Annotated in this window: 20 protein-coding genes and 1 riboswitch; of the genes, 14 read left to right on the top strand and 6 right to left on the bottom strand. The window is 46.0% G+C overall.

Annotated features, from left to right (window positions below):
• Positions 1-48: 48 nt before the first annotated feature.
• Positions 49-2,895, bottom strand: a complete 2,847-nt coding sequence (locus BMX05_RS05245) for a hybrid sensor histidine kinase/response regulator (RefSeq protein WP_093308921.1) — start codon at positions 2,893-2,895, stop codon at positions 49-51.
• A 45-nt stretch (positions 2,896-2,940) separates the two neighbouring features.
• On the bottom strand, positions 2,941-3,180 hold the full coding sequence (locus BMX05_RS05250; RefSeq protein ID WP_093308922.1) for a hypothetical protein: 240 nt from the start codon (positions 3,178-3,180) through the stop codon (positions 2,941-2,943).
• 389 nt (positions 3,181-3,569) lie between these two features.
• On the opposite strand from BMX05_RS05250, the gene metK reads away from it, so the two are divergent.
• Together metK and ahcY are read left to right on the top strand one after the other, a co-directional pair.
• A complete protein-coding gene (gene metK / locus BMX05_RS05255; RefSeq protein WP_093308923.1) occupies positions 3,570-4,760 on the top strand; it encodes a methionine adenosyltransferase in 1,191 nt (396 codons plus the stop codon).
• A gap of 65 nt (positions 4,761-4,825) precedes the next feature.
• Positions 4,826-4,905: riboswitch (S-adenosyl-L-homocysteine riboswitch) on the top strand.
• 25 nt (positions 4,906-4,930) lie between these two features.
• On the top strand, positions 4,931-6,316 hold the full coding sequence (ahcY, locus tag BMX05_RS05260) for an adenosylhomocysteinase (protein WP_245710440.1): 1,386 nt from the start codon (positions 4,931-4,933) through the stop codon (positions 6,314-6,316).
• A gap of 71 nt (positions 6,317-6,387) precedes the next feature.
• Here ahcY and efp read toward each other — a convergent pair whose 3' ends face one another.
• Positions 6,388-6,954, bottom strand: coding sequence for an elongation factor P (efp, locus tag BMX05_RS05265; RefSeq protein ID WP_093308925.1), 567 nt, complete (start codon positions 6,952-6,954; stop codon positions 6,388-6,390).
• Between the two features lie 66 nt (positions 6,955-7,020).
• Between efp and epmB the strand changes: the two genes are divergently transcribed.
• The 5 genes from epmB to BMX05_RS05290 all read left to right on the top strand — a co-directional run bounded on the left by epmB (position 7,021) and on the right by BMX05_RS05290 (position 12,634).
• Positions 7,021-8,115 (top strand): EF-P beta-lysylation protein EpmB, encoded by a 1,095-nt coding sequence (gene epmB / locus BMX05_RS05270; protein ID WP_317622217.1) that lies wholly within the window; start codon positions 7,021-7,023, stop codon positions 8,113-8,115.
• A gap of 4 nt (positions 8,116-8,119) precedes the next feature.
• On the top strand, positions 8,120-9,940 hold the full coding sequence (locus tag BMX05_RS05275; RefSeq protein ID WP_093308926.1) for a hypothetical protein: 1,821 nt from the start codon (positions 8,120-8,122) through the stop codon (positions 9,938-9,940).
• 343 nt (positions 9,941-10,283) lie between these two features.
• Positions 10,284-10,586: a PepSY domain-containing protein gene (locus BMX05_RS05280; protein ID WP_093308927.1), complete on the top strand. Its 303-nt coding sequence runs from the start codon at positions 10,284-10,286 to the stop codon at positions 10,584-10,586.
• Between the two features lie 12 nt (positions 10,587-10,598).
• Complete coding sequence (locus BMX05_RS05285; protein WP_093308928.1) at positions 10,599-11,276, top strand: response regulator; 678 nt, start codon at positions 10,599-10,601, stop codon at positions 11,274-11,276.
• A complete protein-coding gene (locus tag BMX05_RS05290) occupies positions 11,276-12,634 on the top strand; it encodes a sensor histidine kinase (RefSeq protein WP_093308929.1) in 1,359 nt (452 codons plus the stop codon). The genes BMX05_RS05285 and BMX05_RS05290 overlap by 1 nt, the downstream gene beginning before the upstream one ends.
• On the opposite strand, the gene asd is transcribed toward BMX05_RS05290, so the two are convergent.
• The 3 genes from asd to BMX05_RS05305 form a co-directional block, all read right to left on the bottom strand.
• Positions 12,620-13,489: an archaetidylserine decarboxylase gene (asd, locus tag BMX05_RS05295; RefSeq protein WP_093308930.1), complete on the bottom strand. Its 870-nt coding sequence runs from the start codon at positions 13,487-13,489 to the stop codon at positions 12,620-12,622. The genes BMX05_RS05290 and asd overlap by 15 nt on opposite strands.
• A 101-nt stretch (positions 13,490-13,590) precedes the next feature.
• Complete coding sequence (locus BMX05_RS05300; RefSeq protein ID WP_093309065.1) at positions 13,591-14,751, bottom strand: ammonium transporter; 1,161 nt, start codon at positions 14,749-14,751, stop codon at positions 13,591-13,593.
• A 279-nt stretch (positions 14,752-15,030) separates the two neighbouring features.
• A complete protein-coding gene (locus BMX05_RS05305) occupies positions 15,031-16,308 on the bottom strand; it encodes a pyridoxal phosphate-dependent aminotransferase (protein ID WP_093308931.1) in 1,278 nt (425 codons plus the stop codon).
• Positions 16,309-16,521: 213 nt separating this feature from the next.
• Here BMX05_RS05305 and BMX05_RS05310 point away from each other — a divergent pair, with 213 nt between their 5' ends.
• The 7 genes from BMX05_RS05310 to BMX05_RS05345 all read left to right on the top strand — a co-directional run bounded on the left by BMX05_RS05310 (position 16,522) and on the right by BMX05_RS05345 (position 23,726).
• Entirely contained in the window at positions 16,522-17,418 is an 897-nt protein-coding gene (locus tag BMX05_RS05310) for a MurR/RpiR family transcriptional regulator (RefSeq protein ID WP_177166803.1), read from the top strand.
• A gap of 419 nt (positions 17,419-17,837) precedes the next feature.
• Complete coding sequence (locus BMX05_RS05320) at positions 17,838-18,977, top strand: branched-chain amino acid ABC transporter substrate-binding protein (RefSeq protein ID WP_093308934.1); 1,140 nt, start codon at positions 17,838-17,840, stop codon at positions 18,975-18,977.
• A 166-nt stretch (positions 18,978-19,143) separates the two neighbouring features.
• Positions 19,144-20,067, top strand: coding sequence for a high-affinity branched-chain amino acid ABC transporter permease LivH (livH, locus tag BMX05_RS05325; RefSeq protein WP_093308935.1), 924 nt, complete (start codon positions 19,144-19,146; stop codon positions 20,065-20,067).
• Positions 20,067-21,326 carry a high-affinity branched-chain amino acid ABC transporter permease LivM gene (locus BMX05_RS05330; RefSeq protein ID WP_093308936.1) on the top strand — a complete coding sequence of 420 codons (1,260 nt, stop codon included), beginning with the start codon at positions 20,067-20,069 and terminating at the stop codon, positions 21,324-21,326. Before livH ends, BMX05_RS05330 begins: the two co-directional genes overlap by 1 nt.
• Positions 21,319-22,086 (top strand): high-affinity branched-chain amino acid ABC transporter ATP-binding protein LivG, encoded by a 768-nt coding sequence (gene livG / locus BMX05_RS05335; protein ID WP_093308937.1) that lies wholly within the window; start codon positions 21,319-21,321, stop codon positions 22,084-22,086. Before BMX05_RS05330 ends, livG begins: the two co-directional genes overlap by 8 nt.
• A 12-nt stretch (positions 22,087-22,098) precedes the next feature.
• On the top strand, positions 22,099-22,800 hold the full coding sequence (locus BMX05_RS05340) for an ABC transporter ATP-binding protein (RefSeq protein WP_093308938.1): 702 nt from the start codon (positions 22,099-22,101) through the stop codon (positions 22,798-22,800).
• Positions 22,801-22,958: 158 nt separating this feature from the next.
• On the top strand, positions 22,959-23,726 hold the full coding sequence (locus BMX05_RS05345) for a substrate-binding periplasmic protein (protein WP_093308939.1): 768 nt from the start codon (positions 22,959-22,961) through the stop codon (positions 23,724-23,726).
• Positions 23,727-23,773 lie beyond the last annotated feature (47 nt).

Raw genomic sequence — 23,773 nt, forward strand, 5'->3', positions numbered from 1 at the left:
AAAACACCAGCTAGCAGTGACTAGCTGGTGTTTTTGTCTTGATCCTGTTTAAACGTTGACGATCTCCTTGATCACATTCACCATTTTGGGCACATCAATGGGTTTAGTGTGGTAAGCCATAAAGCCTGCGGCCATACCACGCTCGATGTCATGTTCCATGGCGTTGGCAGTCAGTGCAATCACAGGAATGCTTGAGGTACGCGCGTCCTGTTTGAGGATTTCTAAGGCTTGATAACCATCCATCCCCGGCAAGTTAATATCCAGAATAATCAGATCTGGATGTTGTTCTTGTGCCAAGACTAGGCCTTCTTCCGCATTATCTGAGCTTAACAACATGCAACCTTCGATCATACCGACAACATGCTGAATTAAACGCATGTTCGCGGGATTATCTTCCACATACAGCACTTGTTTAGGCGCTCTAGGGGCTTGCGGCTCGGTTGTCACTTTAGCTGTTGTGGGGGGAGGTGTTGCGATACTTGGTGAAGCGGCAGCGCTACGTTCTTTACGTAACTGTTCTGGATCTAATTGCGGGCGTGGCACTGTCTCACCTAGGGCACGGCCAATATTAGCACTCTGGGCAACCTCTGCGTTGGCAGTCGTTTGCACGCGTTCAAGTGCACGCAAATTAGCTAAATCTTTATCACCGCTGAGGGGTAACTCAACCCAGAAGGTAGAGCCTAAACCTGGCTGGCTGACAAAGTTGATTTCCCCTTCCATCAAGGTGACCAGTTGGCGAGAAATAGTTAAACCAATCCCAGTTCCTTTCACATTAGAAGATTCGTAGCCTAGGCGATTAAAGGGTTTAAAGAGTTCTGCTTGCTGTTCCAAGCTAATCCCTGGCCCGGTATCCTGCACGCTAATTCGTAACCGCTGATCTTTTTGTTCGACAAAAACAAACACCTCACCGCGTTCCCGATTGTATTTAATCGCGTTGGATAAGAGGTTTAAGATCACTTGGCGTAATCGAATATGGTCAGCTTGGACCATATAGCTTTGTTCTGGCCAGCGTCCTTGGACCCCGACTTTATGTTGTTGCGCCAAGGTGCGTACCATTTCGGTACATTGTCTGGCCACCTGAACGGCATCCACTGGCTCGATGGATAAGGACATGCGGTTAGATTCAATGCGGGATAAATCCAGAATGTCATCAATCAGATGCAAAAGGTGATCACCAGCACTGAGAATTTCACCCACATATTCGCCACGCTCGCTATCAGGCAAGCTTACATCGGCTTTGAGTAGCTGCCCAAAACCTAAAATGGCATTTAAAGGGGTGCGTAACTCATGGCTGATACTCGAGAGGAATTGGCTTTTGGCACGGTTTGCTGCGTCTGCCGTTTCCTTGGCCAAGCGTAGTTGGGTTTCTGCCTCTTTGCGTGCACTAATATCAACATAGGTACCAACAAGGCGTTTAGGTTGGCCTTGTGCATCATGCTCAACGATCTTACCGCGCGATTGCAACCAGATCCATTGATCTTGGGCGTTTTTAATCCGATATTCTGCCTCAAAAAGATCCACATCACCCTTAACGACAAAGGCGCGCATTTGCTGAACATCACGCAAATCATCAGGGTGAATCAGGGCATCTAGCGTGGAAAGCTCGATATACTCCTGCGACTCTTTGACGCCAAGTTTCTCACGCATGAGGTGGTTGATAAAGAGACGCTGTTGGGGAATATCCAAATCCCACAGGGTATCTGTGGTGCTTTCTAAAGCTAGTTGCAGACGATTTTCACTGATTTGCAAAGCTTCCGCTGTATGACCCAGCTCATGCCCCATTTGGCTGATCGCATCCCCTGTATCTTGTAATTCGTGGATGCTGACCTTAGGTGCGGTTTGGTAATAATTCCCTATCCCTATGGCCTGTACCATCTGTTGTAAGGCTTCCAAGGGTTGCGAAATCATGCGGCTCATACTTTTAGAACGACGCCACATATAAGCAAAGAAGACCAAATAGAAGACGACTAAACCGGTAATCAGTAAGTAACCAATTTGGGTAAAACGGGTGGCTAGCTCATTGGCTTTACTATAAACGGCTTGTTCTGCCACGATAGTCACCAGCTTCCAGCGGGTTTCAGGGATGGTCTCCCAAGCGACGAGTTTGCTTTCTCCATTGAGCAATAGTTCAAAATGCCCAGCGCCTTGGGTACGCATTTGTTCCCCTAAGGCTTGCGTATCTTGGCGCTTATACAAGTTGAATTGATCAGGTTTAAAACTTTCTTGGCGGATGGCTTCTTGATAAGAATGTTGTGTTAACTCGCTTAAGCCAAAATCTTTTTCACCCTGAGGTGGTAAGGCCATAATGTTGCCGCTGCCGTTGAGCAAAATGGCATAACCTTCCCAAGGAATATTCAGGTTTTGAATATTTTGGATAATGGTTTGCACGGTAATATCTAAGCCCACCACACCTTCAAGGAAGTTACCACGATAGACAGGCGCAATGGCAGAGGTCATCCAACCTTGGCCCGCAGGATCAATATAAACATCCGTCCAGACTACTTTGCGTTCTGGGTTATGTACCGCATCGGCATCGTAATAAAAGTTGTATTGCGGAATATCCATATCGGCTGGATATTGTGAGGGAGTATCGAAAAATGGATAAATATGGTTGTAAGAATCCCAAGTATTAAAATAAATCGAGGTTACCAAGGGATTGGCATCATGAATGGCTTTCATTAAGTTATCCGTTTGGGATAACCGAAATACTTTATCATGATCTTGTTCGGATGCTGGGGTAAATCCGGAATAAAAAGAGGCCGCTTTGCCATTGTCTTCTGTGGTATAGAAGACGCCCTGTTCATTTAATGCACGGCGTTGGATTTCTTCTGGTGCTGGTTTGAAATCCGTATCTAAAAGCGCTTTTTGGGTTTCTCTACGGTAAATTTCTGTCAATTCAGCGACAGCAAGTAGTTGCTCCCGTACGATACGTGCTTCACGTTATGCAGAAACTGTCAATTCATGATCTGCTTGCGTACGTAAGTAATCAATATTGGCATCACGTATCGTCGCGTTAGTCAGCAGATACACGGCAATCAGCACTGTTTCTACTAACACCAAAGGCACGAGGGCGCTTTTGGCAAAGGCATGCCAAACCCATTTTTGCGCGCTGGTCCCTGCGCGTGGTGGGCTATCTTGTTTCTTAGCCGCACCACTTGGCGAGGTGTCAGACAAGGACATAAGAGGTCTCCTAAATGAAAATCCCCAATATGGAAAAGATGGCGTACAGCTTAAAAGAAATGGAAAAATAAAGCGCTTTCAAGATACCCTGTTATTTTTTGTGTTTAAAGCGTTTCTTGTAGCGGCAAATGCCTTGAAGTGGCTAAGGTTTGACCCAAGCAAGGTTTTGGATAAAGTTTTGCAAACGTATGCAGCTTGCTGGAATCGACAGGAAGCCACATAAATTTTGCAATGCATCTTGCACATACACAAGGTACACTTGTGGGTGTTAACTTTGCTAATGTTGCAAAAAATCTCTCTGCAAATGCAGGTGATTTTTTTATGCCTGTAAGCCTTAGGCTTGAGGTTTCTTCTAACCCGCTTTGATGATATTAGGGTGATCGGTAACTATGAGCGAATATTCCCTCTTTACCTCTGAGTCTGTTTCTGAAGGCCATCCGGACAAGATTGCGGACCAAATTTCTGACGCCGTATTAGATGCCATTATTGCTGAAGATAAGCATGCCCGTGTGGCCTGTGAAACTATGGTAAAAACGGGTGTTGCCATTGTTGCGGGTGAGATCAGCACCTCAGCGTGGATTGACCTAGAAGACCTAGTACGTAAAGTCATCTGTGATATTGGCTATACCTCTTCTAGCGTAGGTTTTGATGGTGAAACTTGTGGCGTGATCAATATTATTGGTAAGCAGTCTGTTGATATTGCCCAAGGGGTAGACCGTCAAAAGCCTGAAGACCAAGGGGCAGGTGACCAAGGTTTGATGTTTGGTTATGCCAGCAATGAAACCGACGTTTTGATGCCAGCACCGGTTTGCTATGCGCACCGTTTGGTTGAGCGTCAAGCAGAAGCCCGCAAATCCGGTTTATTACCTTGGTTGCGTCCAGATGCTAAATCCCAAGTGACCTGCCGTTATGAGAATGGCCAAGTGGTTGGGATTGATGCTGTGGTGTTATCGACGCAGCATAATCCAGAAGTCTCGCAAAAAGACCTTGAAGAAGCTGTGATGGAACTGATTGTAAAACATGAGTTGCCAGCACATTTATTGACGAAAGACACCCGTTTCCATATTAATCCAACAGGTAAATTTGTGATTGGTGGCCCTGTTGGGGATTGTGGTCTGACAGGACGTAAAATTATCGTAGATACCTACGGTGGTATGGCACGTCACGGTGGGGGGGCTTTCTCTGGTAAGGATCCTTCTAAAGTTGATCGTTCAGCGGCTTATGCAGGTCGTTACGTGGCTAAAAATATTGTAGCGGCAGGTTTGGCAGATCGCTGTGAAATCCAAGTGTCTTATGCTATCGGTGTGGCTGAGCCAACCTCGATTTCAATTAACACCTTTGGGACTGGGAAAATTGCCGACAGCGAGATTATCAAGCTGGCGCGTGCGCACTTTGATCTGCGCCCTTACGCAATTACACGTATGTTAGATTTGTTGCATCCTATGTATCAAGCCACAGCAGCTTACGGACACTTTGGCCGTCAGCCTGTAGAAATGACTGTAGGTAATGACACCTTTATTAGCTTCCCATGGGAAAAAACCGATAAAGCCGATGCCCTAAAGGCAGATGCGAATCTGTAATTTCCTGTGATTAAGGCAGATTGGGGAAACTCCCCCAGTTGCCTGGGGTCTTAAGACCCTGCCACCTAAATGAGGGGCGCTGCAACGGAAGAAGACTTCCGCCACGCTCATTTAGGATCGACCTCAGCAAGGGCGCCCATTCACTAACCATGAATGGAGATATTGTGAGCATGAGCGACTATAAAGTGGCTGATATCACCCTAGCTGACTGGGGCCGTAAAGAAATCCGTATTGCTGAAAGCGAAATGCCAGCTTTAATGGCGATTCGTGAGAAATACCGTGCCCAGCAGCCTTTAGCCGGTGCCCGTATTGCCGGCTGTATCCATATGACAATTCAAACCGCCGTCTTGATCGAAACCCTTGTCGCTTTGGGTGCGGAGGTGCGTTGGTCATCTTGTAACATTTTTTCTACTCAAGATCATGCTGCTGCCGCGATTGCTGCCGCTGGTATTCCTGTGTTTGCTTGGAAAGGGGAAACAGAAGAAGAATATTGGTGGTGTATTGAGCAGACCCTAGGCCATGCCCAAGGCTGGGAGCCTAATTTGATCCTTGATGACGGTGGTGATTTAACCGAATTGCTGCATGAGAAATATCCGCAGATGTTAGCGCATATCCATGGGGTTTCTGAAGAAACCACCACAGGCGTACACCGTCTGCTGGACATGCTCAAACAAGGCACTTTGAAAATTCCTGCAATCAATGTCAATGATGCGGTCACTAAGTCGAAAAACGACAACAAATATGGTTGCCGTCATTCGTTAAATGATGCAATCAAGCGGGGCACAGATCACCTCCTGTCTGGCAAGAAAGCCTTGGTCATAGGGTATGGAGATGTGGGTAAGGGTTCAGCGGCTTCTTTGCGCCAAGAAGGCATGATTGTGAAAGTCACTGAAATTGATCCAATCTGTGCCATGCAAGCGTGTATGGATGGCTATGAAGTCGTTTCTGCGTATAAAAATGGCATCAACACAGGCACTGCAGCAGGCATTAATACCGATTTGCTCGGCCAAACGGATTTGCTGGTCACAACGACAGGCAACAAAAATGTCTGTGATGCACACATGCTAGCGGCGCTGAAAAAAGGCTGTGTGGTCTGTAACATTGGTCACTTTGATAATGAAATTGACACCGCCTTTATGCGTCAACACTGGGCATGGGAAGAAGTCAAACCTCAGGTACACAAGGTGTATCGAGATGCACCAGCAGGGACACCAGCTAATGAAGCGAGCGACGATTACTTAATCCTGCTTTCTGAAGGTCGTTTGGTGAATCTAGGGAATGCGACAGGTCACCCAAGCCGCATTATGGATGGTTCCTTTGCTAACCAGGTTTTGGCACAAATTCACCTGTATGAAGGCCAATTTGCAGCCTTGCCGGAGGCAGAAAAAGCCACGCAAATTCGTGTTGATTTGCTGCCGAAGCAGTTAGATGAAGAAGTAGCGCGCTATATGGTGCAAGGCTTTGACGGGGTGATGACCCAGCTTACGCCAGAACAAGCTCAGTATATTGGGGTAGAGGTTGCAGGTCCTTATAAGCCGGAAAGCTATAAGTACTAATCTATATCTTAATAAATGTCTTGTGAAGATAACAGAGGCCCCAAAAAGGCCTCTGTTATTGTTTATTAGGCCTAGGCGCGACTGACGTACTCGCCGGTGCGGGTGTCAATTTTCAGCAAATCACCTTGGTTAACAAATAGGGGAACACGTACCACAGCACCTGTGGATAAAGTAGCAGGTTTAGAGCCGCCTTGTGCCGTATCCCCTTTCACACCTGGATCGGTTTCTGTGACTTCCAAAACCACAAAGTTCGGCGGTGTGACACTAATTGGGCTGCCATCCCATAATGTCAGCGTATAGGCTTCCTGTTCTTTTAACCACTTAGTACAATCACCGACAGCTTTGGCATCGGCAGCAAATTGCTCGTAAGAGCCATCTGTTTTCATAAAATGCCAAAACTCACCATCGGTATACAGATATTCCATCTCCAAATCCATCACATCCGCACCTTCAAGGCTTTCACCGGATTTAAAAGTACGTTCCCAGACCCGCCCTGTCATTAAATTACGTAAGCGCACACGGTTAAAGGCTTGGCCTTTGCCAGGTTTGACAAACTCGTTTTCTAAGATGGAGCAGGGATCACCATCGAGCATGACTTTAAGACCGGATTTAAATTCGTTGGTAGAATAGCTAGCCATATCAACCTCAAAAGTTAAGCCAAAAAAATACCCCTGCGCTATGCAGGGATTTAAGGAGCGAAAAGGGTGCTAATCATAGCGCGAACTGAGCCGAGTGTGGACTTAGAACCGACGAATTTACCAGCAGGGCCACAGCCTGCAACGCCAGAACCTCAAGCCCACTGGCAGCAAATACTGGCGCAAAGTATTCGTGATGCACACGTTTTATGCCAGCGTTTACAATTGCCTGCGATAGATACGGCGCACATCCAAGCCGCTAGCCGAGATTTCCCTTTATTGGTGCCTGAACCCTTTTTGCAAAGAATGCACGTTGGGCGCTTGGATGATCCTTTATTGTTGCAAGTGCTGCCGCAGATCCAAGAAATCAACACTCAGCCACAAATGCAGCTTGACCCTTTGCAGGAGCGAGAGTATACGCCAGTTGCTGGGATTATTCACAAATACCGAGGGCGCGTTTTGTTGATTACGCAAGGTGCTTGTGCCATTAATTGTCGTTATTGTTTCCGTCGCCACTTCCCTTATCAAGAACATACCTTAAGCCGTGCACAGTGGCAGGCCTCTTTACAATATATTGAGGAACGTCCTGATATTCATGAGGTCATTTTAAGCGGTGGTGATCCGTTAGCAACCAGTGATGCACGCCTTGCGTATTTGACACAAGCGATTGCCAAGATTCCTCATGTTAAGCGTCTACGAATTCACACACGCTTACCCGTAGTGATTCCACAACGTATTGACGCGGCTTGTTTGGCTTGGTTGGCGGATTTACCTATACAAGTGGTGATGGTGCTGCATATTAATCATGCACAAGAAATTGATGCCCAAGTGCAAGCAGCGGTGGCACGTTTACGCGCTTTGGGTGTGAGCTTGTTGAATCAAAGTGTACTCCTTGCAGGAATCAATGATAGCCTACAGGCGCAAATTGATTTGAGTGAAGCCTTGTTTGCTTGTGGTATTTTACCTTATTACTTACATACGCTGGATCCGGTACAAGGGGCGGCGCATTTTGATTATCCTGATGAGCAAGCGCAAATCTTAGTGAGTGAGTTGCTAGCGCACTTGCCGGGATTTCTGGTACCGCGTTTGGTGCGGGAAATCCCTGAACGTGCCAGCAAAACCCCCCTAGTCTTAACCAGCCCAAGTTTGTCGGAGTGTACGTGAGTCCATGTCAGGGTTAAAACTAAAAATTCCTACGCCGACACAAAAACACCTGAGTTTTTGTGCGACCCAGTTAGATGCAATGAACGACTGGGTGAAAGCCCTCCCCATGGCCCATTTGGGGGAAACCTCACGTCAACTGTATGCGGCCATTACTGAGCTCAATCAGGTGCGCATGCTGCCGAATATGCGTTTGCAAATGCTAGAAATTTTGCGTTCCCCTATTTATTACGTCAGTGTGGCGTTAGGGAGCCAAAATGTTGCTAAAGGCTCAGATCAAGAAGCACAAATTGCAGATTTAACCCAAGCTTTACAAAATGAGCTAGCGACAGGGTATAAATTAGTCATCGAGCATACGCTGGCGCTCAAAGATAAATTACCCAAAGCCGCTTTGATGAAGATTTTAGCCTTGGCCTGCTATCGTGCTCTCAGTGAATTAGGTGCTTTGGTATTAAGGGCGTGTCAACTCTATGTAGATACACCGCCGCTTGTGTGGATGGAATTGCACCGGATTTTTTATCTTGCACGTAAAATGCGCCTAGATCAGGTATATTTATCGGATACAGAACGCCAGTATCGTAGTAAATCTAGTATTGCTGATGTATATATTCAGGTGCTTTTGCTCGCAGCAGCGCGCCCAAATCAATTACGTCAAAATGATTTGGCCACTATCTACCGCAGTTTAGAGCTTTGGACACCCTATACGCATTTGCTCAGTGGCCAAGATGAACAGGCCTTATTTGTGGTGGATTTGGCAGGGAATGCGCCGCCCAAATATCGCGCCCTGATGCCGCATCTCAATAGTCCGCATTTGTTAGGGGTGGATTGTCAACCCTTGGTTGATCAGCTGCAAGCCTATGCGCAGCATTTGGACGATCCAGAACAGCATCCAGCGCCGCAAGGCTTTAATCCACCGGCAGATTTTAATAGCCGTTTAGCACATCATGTTTTGTTTGCATGGAGTCGTCCGACTAAGCGCAGTCACAACCGTGTACCAGCGCGTGGGAAAATTCGTGTCACTTTAGGGTTAAGCAATGCACATTTTTATATCGGCCACGAGCAAGAGCTCAATGATTTATTAGGGGATGAGGCTGCCTCTCCTTTAAGTGCTCAGAAAAAAGGCAATCCTTTTTTAAGTACGCAAAGCCGTGTTGGTAGCAGTTTTTCCAAAGTAGGTGAAATCCTTGAAGATGATGTTTGGGGCGATGCCTTCGATACCAATATAGAAAACCGCATGATGCCGCAAGGTGGTGTAGAAGTAGAGTTTGAAGCCGAACCAGACGAGGCTCAACAAAAGGCACACAAACGCGCGCGTTACCCAACACACGAGGTCCAACTGGTCAATACCAGCCCAGGCGGTTATTGTTTAGCTTGGACGACAGAAATCCCCGAGCGCTTGATCACAGGGGAATTGATCGGTCTGCAAGAAAAAGATACCCAAGATTGGCTGATCGGAGTGGTACGCTGGGTACGGCAAAATGTAGAAACAGAACAAACCCAAGTAGGGGTCGAGCTATTAGCCCCCCATGCGATTGCTTGTGCGGTTAAGCCCGTGATTAAAAGCGGTAGCGATGTCGGGTATATGCGTGGCCTCCTATTGCCAGAGATGAAAGTTGTTAACACACCACCGACCATTATTACCCCAACCTTGCCTTTTAAAGCAGGGCATAAAGTGATGATTCAACACGAAGGGCGCAATTCGCGCAGCCGCTTGCTGGCCTTGCTGGCTTCCCCGGGGGAATTTAATCAATTTGAATTAGAACCTTTAGGCACCCGTCGCGAAGCACGTGCTAATCAGTTTGATACGCTTTGGCATACGTTAAACTAAGCAGCTTGTGCCTAACCCAAAGGAATGCAGATTCTTGCTTTAACGAAAAGCGCGAAGTTCTCCATCCAGAGTCGCATTGTGTCGCTTTGCGATTTGGGTGGAGATAGATAGCGCATCGCCCGCTAGGGCGATAAGGTGCGCCTTTGCTGATCTTGTATTGGGTGTGTTAGCACTTGCCGACCTAGAGAAAAGTTCCCCCTCCTACGAAGGAGGAGGTTGGTTATCTTCGATGAAGCTTGATCACTAACTTTTATCTCCTTTTAGGGGTTTGGCTTCTGTTCAGCTTGATTTCAGGTAAATAATTTATAATAGACCGCTTATTATCTTGCTAAAGAGGTGAAGCATGCCTGCTTTTTATTTCTATCTTATTGCGGGGCTTTTGTGGCCTGGTTTGACCTTGTATGCAGATGATATTCCTGTCACCCAGATTCAAACGTGGATTCAACAAGGTAAACTCACCCCTTTAGAAACCCTACGCGCTTTGCATCCACAAACTCTAGCAGGTTATTTATTGGATGCAGAACTTGAATATAAGGATGGCCATCTAGTTTACGAACTAGAAATTTTAGGTACAGATAGTATCGTACGTGAATTTTATTTAGATGCCAAAGATGGCACAGTTTTACATCAAGAAATAGAAGATTAGGGAAGTGAAAGGATGCGGATTCTACTTGTTGAAGATGATCTTTTATTAGTTAAACAATTAAAACCAGAATTACAAGCAGTTGGTTTTGCTGTTGAACATGCAGATAATGGAATTGATGGGGAGTTTTTAGCCCAAGAAGAAGACTTTGGTGCTATTGTTTTGGATCTAGGCTTGCCGGGAAAATCTGGATTAGAGGTATTAACAAATCTAAGAAATCAAAAAATGATGATACCTATTTTAATCTTAACCGCACGGGATAGCTGGCAAGAACGTGTGGATGGTTTAAAAGCGGGTGCAGATGATTATCTAGGTAAACCCTTTTATACACCAGAATTAATTGCACGCTTGCATAGTTTAATTCGCCGTCATTATGGGCAAGCACAAAATAGGCTCCAAGTGGCGGGTTTAGAATTAAATATTCACCAACAAGAAGTGATAGATACACAAGGCAAGCAACATGCCTTAACAGGGAAAGAATTTCGCTTATTACGCTATATGATGCTTAATGCGGGTAAAATTCTTTCTAAAAATCAGCTGAGTGAACATATTTATGAGGAGGATGCTTTAAAAGATAGCAATGTCATAGAAGTCTATATTAATCGCTTACGGCAGAGGTTAGGCAAAGCCCATATTAAAACTAAGCGTGGACAAGGTTATATTTTAGTCAAAAACCTTCAGGAAGAAACTTAATGAGTTTTTTAAATCATCCAGCAAACGCGCAACCAAGTCTTGCTATGCAATTAAAGCGGCAGCTTTTTTTGCTAAGTTTAGCTTTGATGGTGATTTTTTTAGTCATTTTACACTGGGGTCTAAATCGACTCACGCAAGACGTAGTGCTCGCTAGGTTAGAGCGTCAAGCAGCAAATCTTATCAGTGCGCTTGTCTATCAAACCGAGCAACAAAGTTGGCAGCTCAGAACTGCAGGAATTGATGAGATTTATCATAGAGTGCATTCTGGCGCTTATTATTATATTGATAGCGAGCAAGTACAATATTCTTCCCGCTCTTTGTGGGATATTCAGTTAACCTTGGATAAAATGCCTTTAGATCAACAAACCCACTACCTGGATACCAGATTACAAGGGCAAACTTGGCTGGTATTACAGCAAGGTATTCAAAAGCATAATACGCATTTTACTATCTGGGTTGCTGAGGATATTAGCGAGCTAAAAATAAGTATTTATATCTTAGAAATAGCCTTGGTTGGGGTGTTTTTGTTTGTATTGGCAATTCAAGTGAGTTTGCAGCAGAAAATTATCTTGGGGGCTTTTGCTCGGCTCACTCCATTACAAAATGCCATTACTGCCCAACGTATGGGAGAAACCTTTGATCTGCCGAAAAATACACCGCAAGAAGTGACCCCCTTAGTCGAAGCGATTCGTCAGTTATTACAAACTTCAAGTGCACAAATAAAGCGGTCACGAATGGCATTAGGGAATTTAGCGCACGAGCTTAAACATCCTTTACAACATTTGGCGCATATTTCTCAGGGATTAGAAAGCAAGGAGCAAGCGCAACTTTTGCAAGCGATTTACCAAGAATTACATTATAAAATTGAGCGTGAATTAAAGCGTGCTCGGATTGCAGGGACACCAAATCCAGGGCAATACTTTATGCCAGATCAGGAAATATTACATATTGTCAATTTTTTGCAAATGATGCGAGAAACTCCATTAGACTTTACTTATCAGAATTTAGCATCACAAGGTAAAACCCAATTACCCTTTGATCGCGATGACATGTTGGAGTTATTCGGTAATTTATTGGATAACGCATGGCGTTATGCACACCAGCAAGTACGCCTGAGTTGGACGTTAGAGGCGCATCAACTACAAGCGCAGATTGAAGATGACGGGGAGGGGGTGGCGGCGGCTTCATTGGCATTGTTGACCCAACGTGGTGTGCGCCTTGATGAGCAAGCAGGGGCGGGGCATGGCTTGGGGTTATCGATTTGCCAAGCCATTGTGGAAAGCTATCAAGGTGAACTGGCGTTTCAAGCGAGCCCTTTAGGCGGCTTGCAAGTCAATGTCCGCTTACCCTTGCCCTAGGCTAGCCAAGGCTTGCCCCATGCGTACAGGTGTTCCCGCTTGTACATGCGCTTGCCATTGAACTTGGGCTTTGGCAGGCCATAACATAATCACCGTCGAGCCTAGGCAAAAACGTCCCATTTCTGCTCCCTTGGGTAAATCAATAATTTGTACTTCTTGCTGGGCATAGCGGGTTTCTTGGATGCTTTGATTCACAGGTACCACGCGTCCCGCCCAAGGAGTTTCAATCGCGGCGACAATCATAGCGCCGACTAAGACCATCACAAAGGGCCCTTGTGGGCTATCAAAATGACAGACAAGGCGTTCATTGCGTGCAAATAAGCTGGGGACATGCGCTGTCGTGGCTTGATTGACTGAAAATAAACGCCCTGGAATATAACGCGTTTGCTGTAAACGTCCACCCCAAGGCATATGAACGCGGTGATAATCACGCGGTGAGAGATAAATGGTGGCAAATTCGCCAGCGCGATAGGTTTGGGCTTCCGCAGGATTACCGCCTAATAAGGCTTCCACGCTAAAATCGTGTCCTTTAGCTTGCAAAAGACGCCCATCCTCAATCCGGCCTATTTGGCTAATCACGCCATCAGCAGGGGAAACTAGGGTATGAGCACCTGCATCCACCGGACGCGCGCCGGCTTTCAGTTGGCGCATAAAAAAATCATTAAAACTGGTGTAGGCTTGAGGTTCAGGGCGAGCCGCTTCACTCATATCAACTTGATATTGCTTAATAAAAGCCTTGATTAGTGGGTTTTTTACCCAAGAAAATTCGCAGCTTGCTACCTGACCTAGGGTACGTGAGAGTAAATGCTGAGGCAGGAGATATTGTAATTGAGCGAAGGTTTTTGCCTTGGACACTGTGATCTTACCTTTGGAAAACGACGGAATAGATAAGCATACCAGTCTTGCTATGCCAGAGGTAGCCAAAAGGCCACCTCGAAAAAAGCGATAGGTTCGTATTAATCGTCGGCATTGGCCCCAATTTTATGGATGCTTAAATCTGCACCATTGAACTCTTCTTCATCCGATAAACGAATCCCCATCGTCGCTTTGACCAGTGCATAAATAAAATATCCCCCAGCAAAAGCAAAAATAACGCCTAATAAGGTACCCATAATTTGTACACTGAGGCTTAAACCACCTAGGCCCCCTAAAGCAGGTGTTGCAAAAATACCCGCAGCAATTCCACCCCAAGCACCACATAAACCGTGTAAAGGCCAGACCCCCAAAACATCATCCAGTTTAGGCCAGCGGTTTTGTGCAAGGGTAAACATGTGTACAAAGAGAGCACCAGCAATACCGCCTGTGATTAAAGCACCTAAAGGGTGCATTACATCTGAACCAGCACATACAGCAACCAAGCCGGCTAAAGGTCCGTTATGGATAAAACCTGGATCGTTTTTGCCCAGCACCATAGAGGCAAGGACACCGCCAACCATTGCCATTAAAGAGTTGACAGCCACCAAACCGCTGATGCCTTCAATACTTTGTGCCGACATGACATTAAAACCAAACCAGCCAACCGTTAAAATCCAAGCGCCTAAGGCCAGAAAGGGAATATTAGAAGGTGCGAAAGCCACTACCTTGCCACCACGATAACGCCCGTTGCGACTGCCTAATAATAGAACTGCCGCCAGAGCAATCCAGCCACCAACTGCATGTACGACCACAGAACCTGCAAAATCATGGAAGCTGGCACCAAAGTTGTCGCTAAACCAAGCTTGTAGGCCGAAATTACCATTCCAAACTAAGCCTTCAAAAAAGGGATACACTAAGGCCACACATAAACTTGCAGCAATCAGCATAGGATAAAAGCGTGCGCGCTCGGCCACGCCACCAGAAATAATAGCCGGAATGGCGGCGGCGAAGGTTAAAAGGAAGAAGAATTTCACTAGATCATAGCCATGCCCTTCAGCCAGTAAGCTGGCACTTTGAAAAAAGTGCGTATCATAAGCAATCCAGTAGCCAACAAAAAAGTACGCCATGGCAGACATGCCAAAATCTGCCATGATCTTGACTAAAGCGTTGACCTGGTTTTTATGACGCACGGTTCCCACCTCAAGGAAGGCAAAGCCTGCGTGCATGGCCAGCACCAAAATGGCGCCAATCAGAATAAACATGGTGTCAGTGCCTTGTGTTAGGGCACTGACGTTTGCTTGTACTTGATCGAGAGAAAGACTTTCCACAGGCAAGATCCTAAGTGTTGAGGTGCCTTTTTCCTCTAAGATTGCTGCTAAGATTAAAGGCACTAGTATTAGGCTTGAGCCACTTCGCAGCGTTTAATGATTCCCTGTAAGCGCCATTTTGAAGCAACCACTTAGCACAAAAAGTAAGCATAGAGTGTGCCAAAATGGGGAAAGTCTTTAGAAAAAACCTGATTTTTATCTAGGTCTGCTCACTTAAGCACCGACAACCCTTGGCGTTAGCAGCTTATTTAAGGTCTCTACAATCGCCTGCATTCCAGCATATACAGGCGCAGCAACCACATCAATTTGTTGATCTGAGGCGGCTTCTAGCGCGGCTTGACCATCAAAATTGACATACGCAAGGCGGGCAGCTAATACGGAAGCGGGCATACCAAAAGCACTTGCCGGCAACAAGACTACCCCAGCTTGTTCCAGCAAGTAAGCACACAGATCGGCTGAGGTAAAAACGCCCACGTGCGCCAATTGAGTGCGCCATGCCTCAAAATTGGGAAAGAGATAAAATCCTCCGGTAGGTTGCGGGGTTTCTACGGCAACTTGTGCCAAGATAGCGGCGCTTTGCTGACCAATACGCGCGAGCACGCGTCTTTCTTGGGCGACAAAATCCGCAATAGCTTGTGGATAAGCATAGGCTTGGATGGCTGCATATTGCACGGGGGCTGCCACGCTCGACCAGGTTTCCGAAGCTACGCCTAAAATACGTGGCAGCAAATGTGCACGTAAAGGTTTAGGGATATGCAAAACACCTAGGCGCCAACCACCTAAAGCACCCCACTTGGATAAGCCACCAGTGACTAAAGTCCCCTCAGGATAAAAGCGTGCGAGCGATTGGTGTGCGCCTTGATGGTGCAAAACACCATAAATTTCATCACTGATCACTATGATTTGGTGACGGCGTAATACTTGTGCTAATTCGGCAAGCTGTTCACCTGTGTAAGTATCGCCCGTGGGATTGTTGGGATAATTGAGCACCAAAATTAAGGGGAGATGCGGATTTTCCCTATGTTGACAAAAAGCCTCTAAAGCTTCAGGCGTTAACCGCCATTGCTCGTGTGCTTGGGTGTAGATTCGGGCTACGGATAAGCCTGCAAGCTCGGCTTGTGGCTGATAAGAGACCCAGCTTGGTGAGACAAGCAAGACTTGAGCACGCACAAAAGAGGCGAGTACCGCGTAAATAAGGAGTTTACTCCCAGGACCAATCACGACGCCTTGTGCATCCCAAGTGACTTGATCTTGTTGACGATGAAATTCGGCGACTTGCGCACGCAAAGCAGGTAAACCCTGCACAGGTAAATAAGATTTTTCTGCACGTGCAGCGTTCAAGGCTTCTTGCAGCAAAAGAGGTACAGGGAACGGTGATTCGCCAAAGCCAAAACGATATAAGGTACGTGTGCTTGCTAAGGCACCAGAACGTTCGTTAATGAGTAAGGTTTCTGAGTGGCTAATCGGACGGAGATCTGCGGCAGTCAACATACATCACCTATTTATGTGAGGATTTATACTGACTATCGCAAAAGATGCTTTCTTTGACTAAGGTCGAATAAAAATAAAAATAAATTTTCATTATTTGATCTTGATCAAAAAAATAACTAGGCTAAATCTTTGATTTATATCAAATTAATGTTTGGCAGCTTATAAAATTGCAAATGCATGAAAATTTACCTAGTTGATACAAGGGTTTGCCTTATGTCTACCGCCTCGACCTCTGAGTTTCCTCCCAAAATACTCAGTGATATTTATCAAATCTTGGGTGATTTGCAGCAAAAGCATCTAGATTTAGGGCTAAGCCCCAAGTTAGTGCGTGCCTTACATTTAATGTGTGAACAGCCTAAACTGGCAGCAACCTTAAATATTACGCAGTTAGCGCCCCATACAGGGATTAGTCCAGCGTCTTTAACACGCTTGGCCAAAGCGCTTGGACTCAGTGGCTTTCCTGCGTTGCAAGCCTTATTTACTCAGGCCTATACGCAACCCAAGCGCTTTTACAGCCAAAACGCGCACCATTTGCTACAAAGCCAAACCCAGCATCTACAGACACAAATCCATGCCTATTGCGAAACTTTACAGGCGTTACCTCGTCATTGGGCTGCAGAAGATCTGGAAATGGCTGTCTTTCATTTGTGTCATGCGCGGCGCATTCGTATCGCTGGGCGGCGTCAATCTTACGGCTTGGCTGTGAGTCTAAGTTATATGTTGGGGTTGATTCGCGATAATGTGGCCGTCGTGGGGGCTGCTGGTGAAGGGCAAGCACAGACGTTAACCGAGCTGAAAGGGCAAGATTTAGTCGTAGTGTTAGGAATGCGACCTTATAGCCGAGATACCGTAGTTTTTGCACAAATTGCCCGCCAGCAAGGCATTCCCATTTTAGCTTTGACAGATACCAAGGCTTCTCCCTTAGTGCCTTTAGCAGATACGGCCTTATTTGCGCCTTGTGACTCGCCTTTGTATACCAATAGTATGCTGGCGGCGTATGTCTTGATGGAGGTTTTGTTATTACACACAGCAAGGCGCTTGGGGGAACCAGTAGTCAAGCGTTTAAGTGCGCGTGAAGAAATGATTAATCGACTAAATGATGAGTTCTAGGCGCAGCATTTTTTTGTATTTTTGATAAAAAAAGGTGATTTTTGCTTTATTTATCCAGTTTGTCAGCATCCTAGTGATTGTATGCACACAAAATAATAAAAAATCACTTAAGCGCCAACTAAAGACGGAAAAAAACACCAGCTTGCTGAGTTTAATCCTAGGTATAAAGTTGGCAAACTCTGCACACATGTCCATCTTGGTGCAGAGACTTCACCCTAAGCTTGAGTTTTTCTTGGTCTTTTATGATCTAAGACGCAGCACTATCCTGCTTTTAAGGTAAAGATGGCACTGATTTTGCCTTTTATCTTAGGGCAACTAGGTGACAATCTGGTGACTCAAGGACACAGCAAAGGGCTTAGGCTTTCACTTGGCTGTCAATGCAAACTGGTTAATAACGAAAATAATAGGATATTCCCTCTATGAAAACCCTGCTTAAAAAGACACTCTTAGGCACTTCTATCGCACTGGCTAGCTTGGGAATGCAAGTCCAAGCTGCAGATACCATTAAAATTGCCATGGCAGGCCCAGTTTCTGGTCCTGTAGCTCAGTATGGCGACATGCAATTTATTGGTGCGCAAATGGCCATTGAGCAAATCAATGCACAAGGCGGCGTCAATGGTAAGCAGTTGGAAGGTGTCATTTATGATGATGCTTGTGAGCCAAAGCAAGCCGTGCAAGTGGCTAACAAAATTGTCAATGATGGTATTAAGTTTGTCGTTGGCCACCTATGTTCAAGCTCGACCCAGCCAGCATCTGATATCTATGAAGATGAAGGCATTTTAATGATTACTGCCGCATCAACTAGCCCTGATATTACTAATCGTGGCTATGAGTTAATTTTCCGTACAATCGGTCTTGATGACCGCCAAGGCCCAGTGGCTGGCCGGTATATTGTTGAGCAAATTAAGCCTAAGCGTGTGGCTGTGATTCATGATAAGCAGCAATATGGTGAAGGTATCGCGCGTGCAGTCAAAGCGACCGTTGAAGAAGCTGGGATCTCTGTGGTGATGTTTGAAGGGGTCACTGCAGGTGATAAAGACTTTTCTGCTCTAATCGCTAAAATGCAAAAAGAAGATGTAGATTTTGTTTATTATGGTGGTTATCACCCAGAATTGGGCTCTATTTTGCGTCAATCCAAAGAGTTAGGCTTTAATGCGGGCTTTATGGGGCCTGAAGGCGTTGGTAATCCAGATATTAGCGCAATTGCTGGGGAAGCTTCCGAAGGCTTGTTAGTGACTTTGCCACCCTCCTTTGATCTTGATCCAAAAAATGCTCAGCTTGTAGAAGCGTTTAAAGCCAAAGGTCAAGATCCTTCTGGTCCTTTCGTGATGCCCGCTTATACTGCAGTTGAGCTGATGGTTCAAGGCATGAAAGGTACAGAAGGCACGGATCCTTTAGACGTTGCTGATTACCTACGTAACCAAGGGCCTTTCGAAACGCCTATCGGTACCGTGGAATATGATGCTAAGGGCGATCTGAAAGAATTTAATTTCGTAGTCTACACTTGGCACGCAGACGGCACAAAAACACCCGCCGCCACGCAAGAAGCTGCTAACTAAGTAAGTAGGCCACGACAAGGTTAGGCGCTGAGCGCGTCACTTTCGCGGTAAACTGAATCGGCCTCTTATCGGCCTCGCAGTTATTTTATCCCTCAACTGTAGAAACCAAACCCTGCCTTGGGCCACAAGCCTAAGGCTCGGTTTACTTGTTTTGGACGACCTACTTATGACCGAATCCTTGCTCTATTTCACCCAGCAAGTGATCAATGGCCTTACCGTGGGCAGTACATATGCCCTGATTGCGATTGGTTACACTATGGTGTACGGCATTATCGGCATGATTAACTTTGCACACGGTGAAGTCTATATGATAGGCACTTACCTATCTTTTATCGTGATTGCTGGTTTAACCATGCTCGGTTTGGAAAATCTTCCTTTTATTTTACTTACCGCCCTGATTGTGAGCATGATGGTTGCTGGTGCCTATGGCTTTACGATTGAACGGGTTGCTTACCGTCCTGTACGTGGTAGCAAACGTTTAATTGCGCTGATTTCTGCCATAGGGATGTCGATTTTCCTGCAAAATTATATGCGTTTAGCGCAAGGACCGCGTGACATTGCCATGCCCGGCCAAATCCAAGGGGGCTGGAGTTGGACACTGGATGGCAACTTACTCAATCTTTCTTATATGCAGGTCATTATTTTTGTGGTGACCGTGATTTCCATGTGGAGCTTACATTTATTTATTAGCCGCTCTCGCATGGGCCGTGCTTGTCGTGCTTGTGCCCAAGATCAGGGCATGACCAACCTTTTAGGAATAGATACCAACCAAATTATTGCAGTCACTTTCGTGATTGGTGCCGCCTTAGCTGCCGTTGCAGGCTTTTTACTTGGATTATATTATGGGGTTGTTAACCCTATGATTGGCTTTATTGCGGGCCTAAAAGCCTTTACAGCCGCTGTTTTAGGCGGGATAGGAAGTTTACCTGGAGCCATGTTAGGTGGACTGATTTTAGGCGTCACAGAAAGTATGACCGCGGCTTACTTCTCCACTGAATATAAAGATGTGGTTGCCTTTAGCTTACTGGTTTTAATTTTATTATTTAAACCCACAGGTATTTTGGGTAAACCGGAAGTGGAGAAAATCTAATGCAGCCAAGCTTTATGCCCGCGGCGATTGCCGCTGGAGTCACCTTTATTTTAGGGGCCTCTGTGATGGGGATTCGCCTGCAGCCTGCAGGGATTTCTCTGGAAGTCACTTCCGCACCGACACATGTTTATCTGGGGTTAATTGCTGCCAGCTTATTTGTTTTTATCCTGCAATATTTTCGACTCACCGAACGCTTTTCGCGCCTGTTAAAAAGCTCGCAAGAAAGTAAAGTAGAACTGCCGGCTTTTTTACGCACGCAACAGCAACAGCGTTTATGGACCATGCTGGCGATTGGTGCCTTATTATTATTCCCTGTCATCGGTTCGCGTGGTTGGATTGATCTGGCCACCCTGACTTTAATTTACGTCATGCTAGGGTTAGGTCTGAATATTGTTGTCGGCCTTGCTGGACTTTTGGATTTAGGTTACGTCGGTTTCTATGCCGTAGGTGCCTATGCTTATGCCTTGCTAAACACCTATTTTGGCTTTGGTTTTTGGGAAGCTTTACCGATTGCCGGTGCCTTAGCCGCTTTATTTGGCTTCTTACTGGGCTTTCCCGTATTAAGGCTTAGAGGGGATTATCTAGCCATTGTCACCCTAGGTTTTGGGGAAATTATCCGGATTTTGCTCAATAACTGGACGGAAATTACTGGTGGCCCGAATGGGATTAGCCAAATTCCTAAACCGACACTGTTTGGCTTAGAATTTAACCGTCGTGCTGCCGAAGATGCTTTGGGCACCTTCCATGAATTCTTTGGCATCAAATATAGCCCAGAATATAAGGTGATTTTCCTTTATTTGTTGGCGCTGATTTTAGTCTTGATTACTGTGTATGTGATTCGTCGTTTGATTCGCATGCCGATAGGACGTGCTTGGGAAGCTTTGCGTGAAGATGAAATTGCTTGTCGCTCGCTGGGGCTAAACCCGACGATGATCAAGCTCTCAGCCTTTACTCTAGGTGCAAGTTTTGCCGGTTTTGCCGGTGCTTTCTTTGCCGCACGCCAAGGCTTTATTAATCCTGAATCTTTCACTTTTATTGAATCAGCAATTATTTTAGCCATCGTAGTGCTGGGCGGGATGGGTTCGCAATTAGGTGTGATTTTGGCGGCGGTTGCCATGACTATTCTGCCCGAGCTGGCGCGCGAATTTAACGAATACCGCATGTTGCTGTTTGGCTTGATTATGGTGTTGATGATGATCTGGCGCCCGCAAGGGTTATTACCCATGAAACGTCCGCATATGGAGCTGAAACGTGGCTGATACTCTCTTAGTGGTGCGTGATTTAAGTATGCGCTTTGGCGGCCTGTTAGCGGTGAATGGTGTGTCCTTAACCGTGGATGAAAGACAAATTGTCTCTGTCATTGGCCCTAATGGTGCAGGCAAAACCACGGTTTTTAACTGTATTAGTGGTTTTTATACGCCAACGGAAGGGGAGGTCGTCTTCCAAGGTAAAGCCATGCACAAGCTGCCAGGGCATAAGATTGCTCGCGAAGGTATGGTGCGAACCTTCCAAAATATCCGCCTTTTTAAAGAGATGACCGTATTGGAAAATCTCTTGGTTGCCCAGCATATGCATGCAGAGCGCAATTTATTAAAAGGTCTGTTGCTGACAAAAAACTTTCGCATTAAAGAACAAGAATTAGTTGAACGTGCGGCCTTTTGGTTAGAGCGTGTTGGTTTGCTTGATTTTGCCAATCGTGAAGCTGGTACGCTAGCTTATGGCCAACAAAGGCGTTTAGAAATTGCTCGTTGCATGGTGACCCAGCCTAAGTTATTAATGCTTGATGAGCCTGCAGCAGGCCTTAACCCAAAAGAAACCGCAGAACTGAACGCCCTGATTCGTGAGCTTTGCCATCAACATCAGGTGTCTGTGCTGTTAATCGAGCATGATATGAAGCTGGTGATGGATATTTCCGATCAAATCGTGGTGATTAATCAAGGCGCGCCTTTAGCTACAGGGACACCGGAAGAGATCCAACGTAATCCAGATGTGATTAAAGCCTACCTCGGTGAAGAATAAGGAGACTAACGCATGTTAGAGCTACAAGAAGTCCATACCCATTATGGGCCGATTGAAGCCTTAAAAGGGGTATCCTTAGAAGTCCGCCAAGGGGAAATTGTCACTCTAATTGGTGCTAACGGAGCGGGTAAAACCACTTTGTTAATGACCATTTGTGGCGATCCACGGGCGACATCTGGCACTATCTTTTTTGAAGGTCAAGACATCAGCCGTTTACTCACTTCAAAAATCATGCGTTCAGGCATTGCGGTCGTGCCAGAAGGCCGGCGGGTCTTCACTGGCATGACAGTGGAAGAAAACTTGATGATGGGTGCTTATTTTCAGGAAAAAGACAGTATTGAGCAACAGCTTGAGTATGTCTTGCACTTGTTCCCACGTTTAAAAGAGCGCTTTAGCCAACGTTCTGGGACCATGTCCGGTGGTGAACAGCAAATGCTTGCGATAGGGCGTGCTTTAATGAGTCGCCCACGCTTATTGTTTTTGGATGAGCCTTCTCTTGGGTTGGCACCGATTGTCATCGGGCAGATTTTTGAGATTATTCAGCAGTTACGACAAGAAGGCACCACAGTCTTTTTAGTGGAACAAAATGCCCATCGTGCCTTGAGTATTGCTGATCGTGGTTATGTGATTGAACACGGACACCTCGTCTTACACGATACCGGTGCGAACTTATTAGATAATGATGAGGTGCGCAAGGCCTATCTAGGCGGTTGATTCTGAAAGGCCAACCATTTGTTGGTTCTCAAGACGTAAGCCCAGTGGCTTGCGTCTTTTTTTTACTCTGTGCTTTTCTAAGGTTACATTGAATTACAAACTTATTTATAATCTTAGCGGTGTAACCTTTTATTTTGTGATGACCGGATACCTTATTTATGCGGATGCGCCTCGGACTATTTACACTTTTGTTGCATTTGGTTAGCTTCACTTGCTGGGCAGATTCAGCGCCTCCTTTGCGTGTAGGGGTAACGCTGACGCAAACTTCTTTTGGGTATTTAGACCCTCAGGGAAAAGTGCGTGGCTTTAATCCAGAACTTGCGGATTTGCTGTGTGCGACCTTGGCTCGTACCTGTGAATTTAAGATATTTAAATTTCCGGATCTTATTCCGGCACTGGAGCGTGGCGAAATTGACTTCGCCCCAGCGAATTTCCTCATCACACCAGAGCGACAAAAACGCGTGCTTTTTACCCAGCATTATTGGCGTTCTACCACCAGCCTGATTGGTGCTGCGCAGCTCTGGCAAGATCAAGATACAGCAAATTTATTGGCTAATGCGCAGCTTAAAGTGGCGGTGCAAAGCGGATCTGTGCAAGCGAAATATCTTCAACAACATAGTGAGAATCAGCTGGTCAGTGAGGCGACTTTAGATGCTGCCTTGGCATCTTTGATAGCGGCACAAGTGGATCTTGCTATGTTACCGACCTTGTACGCTTTTGATTTTTTGAGCTCACCAGCCGGACAGGATTTTGAAATTGTTTCCCAACCTTTTACCCAGGCACCTTTAGCAGGAAGTGCGCATATTGGTGTGAGCCCTTTGCAGCCTGACTTGCACCAACAATTAAACGATGCACTTACACAAGTTTTAAATGATGGTCGCTATGAAAGCCTAGTGTATCGTTACTTTCCCTTTAATATTTACTAACAAACCCCCAGTGATCATAGACTTTGCTACACTAGTGCGCTTTGGAT

Source organism: Allopseudospirillum japonicum (genome assembly GCF_900108915.1).
GTDB classification, from domain to species: Bacteria; Pseudomonadota; Gammaproteobacteria; order Pseudomonadales; family Halomonadaceae; genus Pseudospirillum; species Pseudospirillum japonicum.

Excerpts from the sequence above, each read along its gene's own strand:
- metK (WP_093308923.1), top strand. The coding sequence starts at position 3,570 with ATGAGCGAATATTCCCTCTTTACCTCTGAGTCTGTTTCTGAAGGCCAT.
- BMX05_RS05285 (WP_093308928.1), top strand. The coding sequence starts at position 10,599 with ATGCGGATTCTACTTGTTGAAGATGATCTTTTATTAGTTAAACAATTA.
- BMX05_RS05300 (WP_093309065.1), bottom strand. The coding sequence starts at position 14,751 with ATGTTTATTCTGATTGGCGCCATTTTGGTGCTGGCCATGCACGCAGGC.
- efp (WP_093308925.1), bottom strand. The coding sequence starts at position 6,954 with ATGGCTAGCTATTCTACCAACGAATTTAAATCCGGTCTTAAAGTCATG.
- BMX05_RS05250 (WP_093308922.1), bottom strand. The coding sequence starts at position 3,180 with ATGTCCTTGTCTGACACCTCGCCAAGTGGTGCGGCTAAGAAACAAGAT.
- BMX05_RS05330 (WP_093308936.1), top strand. The coding sequence starts at position 20,067 with ATGCAGCCAAGCTTTATGCCCGCGGCGATTGCCGCTGGAGTCACCTTT.
- BMX05_RS05280 (WP_093308927.1), top strand. The coding sequence starts at position 10,284 with ATGCCTGCTTTTTATTTCTATCTTATTGCGGGGCTTTTGTGGCCTGGT.
- BMX05_RS05305 (WP_093308931.1), bottom strand. The coding sequence starts at position 16,308 with ATGTTGACTGCCGCAGATCTCCGTCCGATTAGCCACTCAGAAACCTTA.
- BMX05_RS05345 (WP_093308939.1), top strand. The coding sequence starts at position 22,959 with ATGCGGATGCGCCTCGGACTATTTACACTTTTGTTGCATTTGGTTAGC.
- BMX05_RS05275 (WP_093308926.1), top strand. The coding sequence starts at position 8,120 with ATGTCAGGGTTAAAACTAAAAATTCCTACGCCGACACAAAAACACCTG.
- BMX05_RS05320 (WP_093308934.1), top strand. The coding sequence starts at position 17,838 with ATGAAAACCCTGCTTAAAAAGACACTCTTAGGCACTTCTATCGCACTG.
- BMX05_RS05290 (WP_093308929.1), top strand. The coding sequence starts at position 11,276 with ATGAGTTTTTTAAATCATCCAGCAAACGCGCAACCAAGTCTTGCTATG.
- ahcY (WP_245710440.1), top strand. The coding sequence starts at position 4,931 with ATGAGCGACTATAAAGTGGCTGATATCACCCTAGCTGACTGGGGCCGT.
- BMX05_RS05310 (WP_177166803.1), top strand. The coding sequence starts at position 16,522 with ATGTCTACCGCCTCGACCTCTGAGTTTCCTCCCAAAATACTCAGTGAT.
- BMX05_RS05340 (WP_093308938.1), top strand. The coding sequence starts at position 22,099 with ATGTTAGAGCTACAAGAAGTCCATACCCATTATGGGCCGATTGAAGCC.
- livH (WP_093308935.1), top strand. The coding sequence starts at position 19,144 with ATGACCGAATCCTTGCTCTATTTCACCCAGCAAGTGATCAATGGCCTT.